This window comes from Plantibacter sp. CFBP 13570, assembly GCF_014841395.1.
GTDB lineage: Bacteria > Actinomycetota > Actinomycetes > Actinomycetales > Microbacteriaceae > Plantibacter > Plantibacter auratus.
Map to the genome: position 1 here is coordinate 30,870 of NZ_JACYTW010000002.1, position 12,291 is coordinate 43,160.

Sequence of the window (12,291 nt, forward strand, 5' to 3'; positions counted from 1 at the left end):
ACGCGGGTCCAGCGCCGCGGAGCGTGTCGATCGATCCGGTTCGTCCGGACTCCGCGCCGGCGAAGCCGCACGTCTGGCCCCCAGCGACGAGCACCGCACCGTAGGAGACGTTGCTGGACCGATAGCTGAAGCCCGGTTCCCAGCTGGGCGAAGTGAGATCAAGGGTGGACTCGAGCGTTTCGGCGGATACGACTTCGGCACACGTACTCGGCCAGTCAGAACGTTCCGGCGAGAGCGAGTCGTGTCATGGTTCGGGCTGAGAGACGCACTGGCCCCGTCCTGCGGGCGTCCAGTCACGGCTTCACAACGTTTCGTCCGAACATGCCGCGAGGCACATACACGCTCCAGAGCCACCTCCCCCCTCACAGCGATGCAGGCGAAACGACGCAGGGCGCCTCCCGAAGGAGACGCCCTGCGCAGGTGTTGCTGCGGACTTAGAAGTCCATGCCACCGGTCGGGTCGCCGGCCGGAGCCGGGTTCTTCTCCGGCTTGTCGGCGACGACGGCCTCGGTGGTGAGGAACAGACCGGCGATCGACGCTGCGTTGAGCAGCGCGGAGCGCGTGACCTTCACCGGGTCGTTGATGCCGGCAGCGAGCATGTCGACGTACTCACCGGTCGCGGCGTTGAGGCCGTGTCCGACGGGCAGGTTGCGGACCTTGTCGGCGACGACGCCAGGCTCGAGGCCTGCGTTGAGCGCAATCTGCTTGAGCGGAGCGTCGATGGCGACCTTGACGATGTTCGCACCGGTCGCCTCGTCACCGACGAGCTCGAGCTTCTCGAACGCGGTCTTGCCAGCCTGGATCAGGGCGACGCCACCACCGGCGACGATGCCCTCTTCGACGGCAGCCTTCGCGTTGCGAACGGCGTCCTCGATGCGGTGCTTGCGCTCCTTGAGCTCGACCTCGGTCGCTGCACCGGCCTTGATGACCGCCACACCGCCCGCGAGCTTGGCGAGACGCTCCTGGAGCTTCTCGCGGTCGTAGTCGCTGTCGGTGTTGTCGATCTCCTTGCGGATCTGCGAGACACGACCAGCGATGGCGTCGGCGTCGCCGGCACCCTCGACGATGGTGGTCTCATCCTTGGTGATGACGACCTTGCGGGCACGGCCGAGCAGGTCGAGGGTGACGGTCTCGAGCTTGAGGCCGACCTCCTCGGAGATGACCTGGCCACCGGTGAGGATGGCGATGTCCTGCAGCTGAGCCTTGCGGCGGTCGCCGAAGCCCGGAGCCTTGACGGCGACGGACTTGAAGATGCCACGGATCTTGTTGACGACGAGCGTCGCGAGAGCTTCGCCGTCGACGTCCTCAGCGATGATGAGGAGCTGCTTGCCCGACTGGATGACCTGGTCGACGATCGGCAGGAGGTCCTTGATCGCGGAGATCTTCTGGTTGGCGATGAGGATGTAGGGGTCCTCGAACACCGCTTCCTGGCGGTCGGGGTCGGTCACGAAGTACTGCGACAGGTAGCCCTTGTCGAAGCGCATGCCCTCGGTGAGCTCGAGCTCGGTGCCGAAGGTGTTCGACTCCTCGACGGTGACGACACCCTCCTTGCCGACCTTGTCGATCGCCTCGGCGATGATCTCGCCGATGGTGGTGTCGCCGGCGGAGATGGAAGCGGTCGCAGCGATCTCCTCCTTGGTCTCCACCTCCTTGGCGTTGGCGATGAGCTCGACCGTGACGGCCTCGACGGCCTTCTCGATGCCGCGCTTGAGGCTGATGGGGTCGGCGCCTGCGGCGACGTTGCGGAGGCCCTCGCGGACGAGCGCCTGTGCCAGCACGGTCGCCGTGGTGGTGCCGTCGCCGGCGACGTCGTCGGTCTTCTTGGCGACCTCCTTGACGAGCTCCGCGCCGATCTTCTCGTACGGGTCGTCGAGTTCGATCTCCTTGGCGATGGACACGCCGTCGTTGGTGATCGTGGGGGCGCCCCACTTCTTCTCGAGGACAACGTTGCGACCGCGCGGCCCAAGGGTGACCTTGACCGTGTCAGCAAGAATGTTCAGTCCACGCTCGAGGCCGCGACGGGCCTCCTCGTCGAAAGCAATGATCTTAGCCATGTGTGTTTTTCGTCCCTCCCGGACGTCATGAACGTTGTTAGCACTCAATGAGTACGAGTGCTAAGTCGATTCTGGCACTCAGGGGGTGGGAGTGCAAGTGAGCACCGGCGCCCTGAGCGAACTCCCGGGAACAGCCCCGGAACGACGAACGACGCCGCCCACCGAAGTGGACGGCGTCGCAGGAATCGCGTACCTGATCAGCGGCTACGCCAGGCGCACACCCTCGGCCTGAGGCCCCTTTGCTCCAGTGCCGACCTCGAAGACGACCGCCTGGCCCTCTTCCAAGGACTTGTAGCCGCTCATGTCGATCGCCGAGTAGTGGACGAAGACATCCTGTCCACCGTCGTCGACCGTGATGAAGCCGAAGCCCTTCTCAGCGTTGAACCACTTGACGGTTCCGTTCGCCATTTCATACTCCCATTGCTGCGTGCTCGCAGGCATCGACTGTTGCCGAACCCGGACCTGCCATCCGGGATCGGGACCCCGGTGACCACCCTGCGCCGAAGTGGACCCGGGGGCGAGTCGAGACGGGACGGGATGAGCGGCCAGTTCCAGATACTAATCCGGAGCACCGCGCGGATTCACCCCGAAATCGACAAACGGGGCGGAGTGATACGACAACTCAACATGGAGGAAACACTCCGGAAACACGGCGTGCCGGCGACCCGAGCGATCGACCCGCTCCAGCCGCGCTCAGCCGGCAGGCTGGTAGTCCGCGCCGACCACGACGACGATGCGGAGGACCGGCGCCTCGCCCTCCTCGACGGGGATCGCGTACGTGTCCGTGATCTGGATCGGGATGCCGCCGAGCGCGTTCGCGATGGCGCGGGCGACGCCCTCCTGCGACGGATCCTGGTAGTAGACGCCGCTCGTCGTGACGTCCTCCGTGCTGGCGTCGCTCGTCCCGATCTGCTGCGTGAAGCCGGCAGCCGCGATCGCTGCCGCCGCCGATGCGGCGAGGCCGGCGGTGGGTGTGCCGTTCAGGACGAGGATGCTGGCCGCGGGGTCGACGACGGGGGCAGCCTCGGTCGGGGTGGGGGTCGGCGTGGGCGTGGCGCTCGGGCTCTGCGAGCCGCCGAAGAAGTCGATCCGGTCGTTCAACCCGAACAGGGCGAAGGTGCCGACCCCCACGAGTACGAGCGTGGCGACCACGGCGACGAGGAAGGCGATCCAGCCGCGTCCCTTGGGAGCAGGGGCACGGTGCGCGCCGACGCGCTTGAGGTCGGGGACCTCGTCGAAGCGGTCGGGCGGGAAGGATTCAGCCATGGTGTGGTCTCCGAGAGCTGCTCAGCCGTCGGTGCGGGGAGCCGAGGCTCCTCGCGCCGAGAGTCGGGCGTCGCGGGTGCGCTGCAGCCGCTTGATCAGCATGGGGTCGTGGGCGAGGGCGGACGGCGAGTCGATGAGCGCGCCGAGCAGTTGATAGTACCGGGCCGGGGACAGGGCGAAGCGGTCGCGGATGGCGGCCTCCTTGGCCCCGACGTGCTGCATCCAGTGGGACTCGAACTCGAGGATCTCGAGCTCGCGCTGGTCGAGGCCTCCCGTCGGCGTCGACGCGTCGTCATCGGCAGGCGTGCGCGACGCTGGCTGCATGCTCATCTCCTGCCGATCGGTGCCGATGCGGCGACCGTGGAGTCATGCTCCGGTCCGCCGTCGTCCAAGTCTATTCAGCCGATGCCCGCCGGGCCGCATCCACCCCGGCGAGGGCCGACGTTCACCGGGAAGGATCAGGCTCGGTGCAGTGTTATGGAATACGTCGGGAGCCGCATGCACGAGGCAGCCCCGCACGTAGGATGACCGAGACGAATGGAGCAGCATGACGTACGACGTGTCGAAGACCGATGAGCAGTGGCGCGAGGAACTCACGCCGGAGCAGTATCAGGTCCTCCGCGGAGCGGCGACCGAGCGGGCCTGGACCGGTGAGCTCCTCGACGAGTCGCGCGCGGGCCTCTACACCTGTGCCGCCTGCAACGCCGAACTCTTCAAGAGCGGTACCAAGTTCGATTCCGGCTGTGGATGGCCGAGCTTCTACGAGTCCGTGAACCCCGAGGCGGTGCAGCTCATCGAGGACCGCACCCTCGGCATGGTGCGTACCGAGGTCCGGTGCGCCAACTGCGGCTCGCACCTCGGCCACGTGTTCGACGACGGCTTCGGGACGCCCACCGGCGACCGCTACTGCATGAACTCGATCGCGCTCAACTTCGCCGCGGCCGACACCGCCGAGCCGACGGAGTGACCGAACCGGTCGAGCGTCCAGTCCTCGCCGCCGTCGCCGGGCGCCGTTCGTGGTCCAAGGTCACCGACGTCGCTCCGAGTGACGCGGAACTCCTCGAGGTCCTCGGGGCGGCCGGTCGAGTGGCCGACCACAGTGCCCTGCGTCCGTGGCGGGTCATCACCCTCCGCGGCGACGACCGGGTGAAGCTCGGCCGGGCGCTCGCGAAGGCGGAGGGCGACTCGAAGCCCTCGACGAAGCCGCTCCGCGCGCCCCTGTTGCTCGCGGTCGTCGTCAGCGTGAAGAAGTCGAAGGTGCCCGCCTGGGAGCAGGAGGCGGTCGCGGCCGGAGTGGCCCACATGGTCAGCCTCCTGCTCGACGACGCCGGGTGGGGCGTGTTCTGGCGCACGGGCGGCGCCACTCGCGCCAAAGCGGTCCGGAAGGCACACGGTCTGAAGAAGGGCGAGGAGCTCCTCGGCTGGTTGTACGTCGGAGGGAAGCCGGGCAACGCTCGCACAGGGCGCCGCAAGACGATCAACGCGAAGGCGCACCTCAGCTCCATGCCCTGACGACGGAGTCGCTCACGGCGTCCGACGGCTCGACTCAGTCGCCGGTCGACGATGCCGTGGGACGACGCCTGAACCGCGCCGACGCGATCGCCACGGCGGCGAACGCGAGGAGCGTCCCGATGACGGTCGCGCCATGCACCCCGCCGTCGTCGGTGGGCAGCAGCACGTCCAGGGCGAGCGCGCTCAGGGTCTGACCGGCCACCGTGCCGAGACCGAGGATGAGCACGCCCGTGTGCTGCACGAGGAACGCCGCCACGGCGATGAACACGCAGCCGATCGGGCCACCGAGGTAGAGCCACCACTCCCCCGGGAGCGGTCCGGGCGGCGCGACGATGATCGCGTGCAGCACGGCGGCGATGACCAGCACGACCGTCCCCACGATGAAGTTGATGAACGTGGCGGCGAGCGTGCTCTGTGCCCGCATCTTCACGCGGCCGTTGACCGCCTGCTGCCAGCCGATCCCGATCCCGGCGAGCAGCGGCAGGACGAGCAGGCCGAGTGGGATGCTCCCGCCGAGCTCGCCCGAGACCGCGACGCCGACCGCGACGAGGGCGACGACTGCCCCGAGGACGCGCTGGACACTGAACCCGACGACGCCTCCCGGGCCGAAGCCGATCCGGTCGAGCACGAGTCCGCTCGCGGTCTGGCCGGCGACGACCGCGACCGTGAAGAGGGCGACGCCGAGCGTGGCGGCGGTGAGCCCCTGCGAGAGCACGAGGAACGCTCCGGCACATCCACCGAGCACCGTCCACCAGGGCATCTCCCGGCGTCGGACGGCACCGGCCACCGTGGAGAGACCGCGACGACCGGTACGGGACAGCGCCAGTCCGACGGTGAGGATGATCAAGCCGCCGCCGAACGAGATCGCAGCGGCGGTGAACCCATCGCCGAGTCGCGCGCCGAGCTCACCGTTCAATCGGGCCTGCACCGCGATGAAGGCTCCGCTGACGACGGCGATGAGGAGCGCGAGCGGCGCTGGGACACGGGTCACGGGAGGGTTCCTTCCAATGAGGAACCGCCCACTCAGCAGGCTGAGCGGGCGGTTCTCGGCTGGAGCCGACGACGGGACTTGAACCCGTAACCTACGCTTTACAAGAGCGTTGCGCTACCAATTGCGCCACGTCGGCCGACAGGGGCTGGCCCCGGTCCCACCCATCCTACGATGACGGCGGATCAGCCGTTGGTCACGGGCGAATCGCTGGCGGCCGGCGTCGGCGTGCCGGTGGAGTAGCTCTCGCTCGAGACGGCGAGGACGAAGGCCGCGAACTGCTCGGCGTCGGTGAGCGAACCGGTGTACTGCTTGCCGTTCACCAGGATGGTCGGCGTCCCCTCGACCTTGGCGACGTCGGTGCCGGGCAGCGGGCCGCTGCGCGCACGGTCGGTCGAGTCCTTCACCCACGACTTGTAGGTGCCGTCGTCGATGCAGGCGTTGATCTTCTTCTCGCCGCCGGAGATGACGCCCTTGGCGATCGACTTCAGCTCGGCGTCGGTCAGGCCCTCGGTGTTCTCCTTGGGCTGGTTCTCGAACAGTGCGGTGTTGAAGGAGAAGAAGTCGTTCGGCGAGTACTCCGCGACACAGGCCGCCGCGTTCGAGGCGCGCAGCGAGTACTGCGTCCCGAGCGAGAGGTTGCTCAGCGTTGCAAGGGGGTGGACCGTGTAGGTCGCGGCGCCGGCCTCGAGCCAACCCTTGACCTGCTCGGCGTTCGTGGTCTCGAACTGACCGCAGTAGGGGCAGAGGAAGTCCTGGTAGACGGAGATCTCGACGCCCTCGGCGGCGGGAGTCTCGGTGGCCGCCGGCGTCTCGGCCGGGGCGGGCTCCGCGGGGGCGGCCGGATCGGTCGCGCTCGGCGTCGGCGTGGACGCACTGGCCGGGGCTCCGACCAGCTGCAAGCCGGCGGAGACGGTGAAGCCGTCGTTCTTGGCCGCGGTCGGGACCGGTCCGGCGGGCTTGATTGACGTCACGATGATGACCGCCACCACCGCCACGATCGCGAGCGCACCGAGCACGATGCCGCCCTGGAGCAGCACCCGGTTGCGGCGGTCGCGGCGCTTCTGCTGCTCGCGCAGCACCCGCGCCTTCTCGCGTGCCGCGTCGCGTCGTTCGTTCTTGGTCGGTCGGTTCTGCGATCCAGCGCCAGACATTGATCCTCGTTTCGGGGGGCTCGCGCTGCGGAGACGAGGCAGCGCCAAACAGAGTAATCGTAGACCTGCCGCCTGGGAGAGGCCCAAACCAGGCCGGGAGCCGGCTGTGCGTCCACCGAGAGATCCACTGGCCGCTGGACCTTCCATTCACAGGTGGTCGTGGCATACTGGAACGGCGAACCGGCCATCGATGACGGGTTCGCGTCCATTCACAACGGATCGTCCGGCACGTACCTGCCGGTGAAGGAGAACAACCATGGCGTCTGTGACGTTCGACAACGCAACCCGTTTCTACCCGGGTGGCACCCGCCCCGCGGTCGACAAGCTGAACCTCGAGGTCGCCGACGGCGAATTCCTCGTCCTCGTCGGCCCGTCCGGCTGCGGCAAGTCCACCTCCCTCCGCATGCTCGCCGGTCTCGAAGAGGTCAACGACGGCCACATCTTCATCGGCGACCGCGACGTCACCGACGTGCCGCCGAAGGACCGCGACATCGCGATGGTGTTCCAGAACTACGCGCTCTACCCGCACATGACCGTCGCCGAGAACATGGGCTTCGCGCTCAAGATCGCCGGTGTCGGCAAGGAAGAGCGTGCCACCCGCGTGCTCGAAGCCGCCAAGCTCCTCGACCTCGAGGACTACCTGACCCGCAAGCCGAAGGCGCTCTCCGGTGGTCAGCGTCAGCGCGTCGCGATGGGTCGAGCCATCGTCCGTCAGCCCCAGGTCTTCCTCATGGACGAGCCGCTGTCGAACCTCGACGCCAAGCTCCGCGTCCAGACCCGCACCCAGATCGCGTCGCTGCAGCGTCGTCTCGGCGTCACCACCGTCTACGTCACCCACGACCAGACCGAGGCGCTCACCATGGGCGACCGCATCGCGGTCCTCAAGGACGGCATCCTGCAGCAGGTCGGCACCCCGCGCGACCTCTACGAGAAGCCGAACAACGTCTTCGTGGCCGGCTTCATCGGCAGCCCGGCCATGAACCTGTTCGAGGGCGAGATCGCCGACGGCGGCATCAAGCTCGGCGGATTCATCATCCCGGTCGAGCGCGAGATCACCGACGCCGCTCCGTCGAAGAACGTCACGGTCGGCGTGCGCCCCGAGGACATCACCGTATCCAGCAACTCGGGCTCCGGCATCGAGGTGACCGTCGACCTCGTCGAGGAGCTCGGCGCCGACGGCTACCTCTACGGCCACACCGACGTCTCCGGCAAGCGCACCGACATCGTCGCCCGCGTCGACGGTCGCAACCACGCGCACATCGGCGACACGGTGTTCCTCGCGCCGACGCCGCACCACGTGCACGCGTTCGACTCGGCATCGGGTGAGCGTCTGGGCAACAAGCCGGTCGTGTCCTCCTCGATCTAGTTTCCCGCCGACGATGGTCGAGCGGTCGGTCTCCGATCGCTCGGCCATCGTCGTTTTCGCTTGTCCAGTCTCAGTACGACGATCCCCGAGGAGCGCTCCGCACCATGTCCGGCGCATTGAACATCACCGCTGCCACCGTCGACCCGGCGCTGCTCGATCTCCCCTGGGAGCTCCCCCTCGAGAACTGGCCGAACGAGGCCATCGCCTCGCTCCCGAAGGGCATCTCGCGCCACCTGGTCCGGTTCGCGAACCTGTCCGGCTACGTCATCGCCGTCAAGGAGACGACCGCGGAGATGGCGAAGGGCGAGTACGACATGCTGCGCACCCTGCAGCGGCTCGACATCCCCTGCGTCGACCCGCTCGCGGTCATCACGAACCGGAGCGATCGCAAGGGCCGTGAGCTGCCGAGCGTGCTCGTGACGCGGCACCTGAAGTTCTCACTCCCCTACCGTGCGCTCTTCCAGGGCACCCTCCGACCCGACACCGCGACCCGCCTCGTCGACGCGCTCGCCGTCCTCCTCGTCCGCCTCCACATCGTCGGCTTCTTCTGGGGTGACGTGTCGCTGTCGAACACGCTCTTCCGGCGTGACGCGGGAGCTTTCGCCGCCTACCTCGTCGACGCCGAGACGGGCAAGCTCTACGAGGGCGGACTGTCGAACGGGCAGCGTGAGAACGACCTCGAGATCGCCCGGGTGAACATCGCCGGCGAGCTCCTCGATCTCGAGGCCGGCGGACGCGCCGACGCCGAACTCGACCCCGTCACCGTGAGCAACGGCATCGTCGCCGCCTACCGGTCCCTCTGGAAGGAGCTCACGGGCTCCGAGTCCTTCGACGCGTCCGAGCGCTGGCGCATCACCGAGCGCGTCCACCGTCTGAACGAACTCGGCTTCGACATCGAGGAACTCGCGATCAAGACGACCGATGAGGGCTCGACCGTGCGGATCCAGCCGAAGGTCGTCGACGCCGGGCATCACCAGCGCCGCCTCCTGCGGCTCACCGGCCTCGACGCGGGCGAGAACCAGGCGAGGCGCCTGCTCAACGATCTCGACGCCTACTCGGCCTCGTTCGGGAAGGACGGGTTCGACGAGGAGATGGCGGCGCACGAGTGGCTCATCCGCGTGTTCGAGCCGGTGGTGAAGGCGATCCCGCGCGAACTCCGCGGCAAGCTCGAGCCCGCCGAGATCTTCCACCAACTCCTGGAGCACCGCTGGTTCCTCGCGCAGAACGAGGGTCGCGACATCCCGCTGGCGGAAGCCGTCGGTTCCTACGTGAACACCGTCCTGCGGCACCGCCGCGACGAGGCGACCATGATCGTGCCGCCGACCGAGGCGATCAGCGTCCCCGCCGCCATGACCGGACCGGTCGACTGGCGAGACCTCGTCTGACCACGTCCGTCTCCTCGACTGACGACAGACAGGCCCTCGGAACGGAGATCCGTTCCGAGGGCCTGTCCTCGTTCGTGCGGCGCGAGCGCCGGTCGCCTACTCGGCGTTCCGGCGACGCGCGATCTCGTACAGCGTCACGCTGGCCGCGATCCCGGCGTTGAGCGATTCGGTCGAGGCCGAGATCGGGATCGACACGACCGCGTCGCAGGTCTCGGTGACGAGGCGGGACAGGCCCTTGCCCTCGCTGCCGACGACCACGAGGATCGGCTGGTCGGCGAGTTCGAGCCCGGGAAGGGAGACGTCGCCGTCGCCGTCGAGACCGATCACGAAGACGCCGCGCTCCTTGAACGCCTTGAGCGTCTGAGTGAGGTTGGCGGCCATCGCGACCGGCGTCCGAGCCGCCGCTCCTGCCGAGGTCTTCCACGCGGAGGCGGTGAGGCCCACGCTCCGGCGCTGCGGCAGGATGACTCCGTGACCACCGAAGGCTGCGGTCGATCGGATGATCGCACCCAGGTTCCGGGGGTCGGTGATGCCGTCGAGGGCGATGAACAACGGGTTCTCGCCACGGGAGATGACCTGGTCGAGCAGCTCCATGGGGTGCGCATACTCGTAGGGCGGCACCTTGATGGCGAGGCCCTGGTGCACACCGTCGAACCCGGCCATGCGGTCGAGCTCCGGACGCATGACCTCGAGCACCGGGATCCCGCGTCGGGTGGCGATGCTGAGCGCCTCTTTCACCCGGTCGTCCATCTCGATGCGGGTCGCGACGTACAGCGTGGTGGCTGGGATCTTCGCGCGGAGCGCTTCGAGGACGGAGTTGCGGCCGGTGACGACCTCGGACTCGTCGCTCGACTTCTGCTTGGTCCGGCCGTTCGTGGACGGGCGTCCGTTCTGGCCGGCCGCCTGCCTCGGCTTGCCGGTGCCGCCGGAGGCCGCGTAGCGCTCCTGCGCGGCCTTCCGCTTGCCGGCCGGGTGCCAGGCGCGGTCCTCGGCCTTGGGGGTCGGTCCACGCCCCTCGAGCGCCTTGCGGCCGAGGCCGCCGGTGCCCTTGGTGGGACCCTTCTTCGCTTTCTTCGGCCCGGTCGGGCGGGAAGGCTTACTTGCCACTGATACTCCAATGTGCTCCGGACGGGGTGTCTTCGATGGTGATCCCAGCCGCTGTGAGTTCGTCGCGGATCCGGTCGGCCGCTGCGAAGTCCTTGGCGACCCTGGCGTCCGCGCGATCGACGAGCAGACGCTCGACGAGTGCGGACAGGGATCGGTGAGTGACGGGGTCGGTGCCCGACGACCACGAAGGGTCGGTCGGGTCGATGCCGAGCACCCGGGTCATGTCGAGGACGGCGACCGCACGCTCGCGGGCTGTCGCCAGGTCGTCGCCGCCATCGAGGGCGGCGTTGCCGACGCGCACGGCGTCATGCAACACGGCGAGCGCGCGGGGGATGTTCAGGTCGTCGTCCATCGCCTCGACGAAGGCGGCCGGAAGCGTCGCTCGACTGGCGGCCGTGCCCGTCTCGGTGAGCAGGTCGGCGCGGGCGGCGCGATCGAGGAAGCCCTCGATTCGTCCGAGTGCGGCTTCGGCCTCGGCGAGTGCGCCCGGATGGAATTCAAGCGTCGATCGGTACTGCGCTGCACCGAGGTAGTACCGGACGACGAGCGGCCGGGCTGCTGCCAGGAGGTCGGCGGCGTAGACGGAGTTGCCGAGGGACTTCGACATCTTCTGCCCGCCCGTGACGGCGACCAGCCCGTTGTGCAGCCAGTACCGCGCGAAGGGGTCGCCGGCTGCGCTCGACTGGGCGAGCTCGTTCTCGTGGTGGGGGAACCGGAGGTCGAGTCCGCCGCCGTGGATGTCGAACTCCTCACCGAGGTACTTGGTCGACATCGCCGAGCACTCGATGTGCCAGCCGGGCCGTCCCTCGCCCCACGGAGACATCCAACTCGCCGAGCGCGGCTCCCCAGGCTTGGTGCCCTTCCAGAGCGCGAAATCGCGGGGATCCCGCTTGCCGCGCGGGTCGGCGTCGGTCGCGGCCTCCATGTGCTCGGCGCTCTGCCGGGTGAGTTCGCCGTAGCGGCTCCATGAGGCGGTGTCGAAGTAGACGTCGCCGGAGTCGTCGGGAGCCGGGTACGCGTGCCCGGCGTCGATGAGCCGTTCGATGAGCTCCTGCATCTCCGGGATGCTCGCCGTCGCGCGTGGCTCGTAGCTCGGCGGCAGGATGCCCAGGGCACGGTAGGCGGCCGTGAACTCGAGTTCGTACCGGTAGGCGAGCGCCCACCACTCCTCGCCGGGCTGGGCGAAGCCGCCCTCGACGCCGGCGGCGGCGTTCGCGAGGATCTTGTCGTCGATGTCGGTGACGTTGCGGACGAGCGTGACGCGGACCCCGGAGGCCGTCAGCCAGCGTCGCAGCTGGTCGTAGACGAGCGCGCTGCGCAGGTGTCCGATGTGCGGAGAGGACTGCACGGTCGGTCCGCAGACGTACAGCCCCGCCTCGGCTTCGCGGAGCGGCACGAAGTCCCGGAGGGACTGCGTTTTCGAATCGTAGAGTCGGAGGGCCACGAGACCAGACTAGCC

12 protein-coding genes and 1 tRNA gene are annotated in these 12,291 nt (G+C 68.4%); 4 read left to right on the forward strand and 9 right to left on the reverse strand.

Annotated elements, in window-relative coordinates; genetic code table 11:
- Positions 1 to 434: 434 nt before the first annotated feature.
- From groL to IFT89_RS01180, 4 genes are all read right to left on the reverse strand, one after another.
- Positions 435 to 2,054: a chaperonin GroEL gene (groL, locus tag IFT89_RS01165; protein ID WP_064296567.1), complete on the reverse strand. Its 1,620-nt coding sequence runs from the start codon at positions 2,052 to 2,054 to the stop codon at positions 435 to 437.
- 204 nt (positions 2,055 to 2,258) lie between these two features.
- On the reverse strand, positions 2,259 to 2,462 hold the full coding sequence (locus tag IFT89_RS01170; protein WP_079705369.1) for a cold-shock protein: 204 nt from the start codon (positions 2,460 to 2,462) through the stop codon (positions 2,259 to 2,261).
- 285 nt (positions 2,463 to 2,747) lie between these two features.
- The gene (locus tag IFT89_RS01175; RefSeq protein ID WP_202937990.1) at positions 2,748 to 3,320 is read right to left on the reverse strand and encodes a LytR C-terminal domain-containing protein; all 573 of its coding nucleotides are present in this window, start codon (positions 3,318 to 3,320) and stop codon (positions 2,748 to 2,750) included.
- Between the two features lie 21 nt (positions 3,321 to 3,341).
- The gene (locus IFT89_RS01180) at positions 3,342 to 3,650 is read right to left on the reverse strand and encodes a DUF3263 domain-containing protein (protein WP_079705365.1); all 309 of its coding nucleotides are present in this window, start codon (positions 3,648 to 3,650) and stop codon (positions 3,342 to 3,344) included.
- 217 nt (positions 3,651 to 3,867) lie between these two features.
- Here IFT89_RS01180 and msrB point away from each other — a divergent pair, with 217 nt between their 5' ends.
- Both msrB and IFT89_RS01190 read left to right on the forward strand, forming a co-directional pair.
- Complete coding sequence (gene msrB, locus IFT89_RS01185) at positions 3,868 to 4,287, forward strand: peptide-methionine (R)-S-oxide reductase MsrB (RefSeq protein ID WP_085510334.1); 420 nt, start codon at positions 3,868 to 3,870, stop codon at positions 4,285 to 4,287.
- Complete coding sequence (locus IFT89_RS01190; protein ID WP_085510333.1) at positions 4,284 to 4,832, forward strand: nitroreductase family protein; 549 nt, start codon at positions 4,284 to 4,286, stop codon at positions 4,830 to 4,832. The genes msrB and IFT89_RS01190 overlap by 4 nt, the downstream gene beginning before the upstream one ends.
- A 34-nt stretch (positions 4,833 to 4,866) precedes the next feature.
- On the opposite strand, the gene IFT89_RS01195 is transcribed toward IFT89_RS01190, so the two are convergent.
- The 3 genes from IFT89_RS01195 to IFT89_RS01205 form a co-directional block, all read right to left on the reverse strand.
- Complete coding sequence (locus tag IFT89_RS01195) at positions 4,867 to 5,823, reverse strand: DMT family transporter (RefSeq protein WP_202937991.1); 957 nt, start codon at positions 5,821 to 5,823, stop codon at positions 4,867 to 4,869.
- Positions 5,824 to 5,883: 60 nt separating this feature from the next.
- Positions 5,884 to 5,959, reverse strand: a tRNA-Thr gene (locus tag IFT89_RS01200).
- Between the two features lie 46 nt (positions 5,960 to 6,005).
- Positions 6,006 to 6,974 carry a DsbA family protein gene (locus tag IFT89_RS01205; RefSeq protein WP_137242090.1) on the reverse strand — a complete coding sequence of 323 codons (969 nt, stop codon included), beginning with the start codon at positions 6,972 to 6,974 and terminating at the stop codon, positions 6,006 to 6,008.
- 256 nt (positions 6,975 to 7,230) lie between these two features.
- Here IFT89_RS01205 and IFT89_RS01210 point away from each other — a divergent pair, with 256 nt between their 5' ends.
- The gene (locus tag IFT89_RS01210) at positions 7,231 to 8,340 is read left to right on the forward strand and encodes an ABC transporter ATP-binding protein (protein WP_079705359.1); all 1,110 of its coding nucleotides are present in this window, start codon (positions 7,231 to 7,233) and stop codon (positions 8,338 to 8,340) included.
- Between the two features lie 104 nt (positions 8,341 to 8,444).
- Complete coding sequence (locus IFT89_RS01215; RefSeq protein ID WP_137242091.1) at positions 8,445 to 9,725, forward strand: DUF4032 domain-containing protein; 1,281 nt, start codon at positions 8,445 to 8,447, stop codon at positions 9,723 to 9,725.
- Between the two features lie 96 nt (positions 9,726 to 9,821).
- On the opposite strand, the gene rlmB is transcribed toward IFT89_RS01215, so the two are convergent.
- Positions 9,822 to 10,832 (reverse strand): 23S rRNA (guanosine(2251)-2'-O)-methyltransferase RlmB, encoded by a 1,011-nt coding sequence (gene rlmB, locus IFT89_RS01220; RefSeq protein ID WP_137242092.1) that lies wholly within the window; start codon positions 10,830 to 10,832, stop codon positions 9,822 to 9,824.
- Entirely contained in the window at positions 10,822 to 12,276 is a 1,455-nt protein-coding gene (cysS, locus tag IFT89_RS01225; protein ID WP_202937992.1) for a cysteine--tRNA ligase, read from the reverse strand. The genes rlmB and cysS overlap by 11 nt, the downstream gene beginning before the upstream one ends.
- Positions 12,277 to 12,291 lie beyond the last annotated feature (15 nt).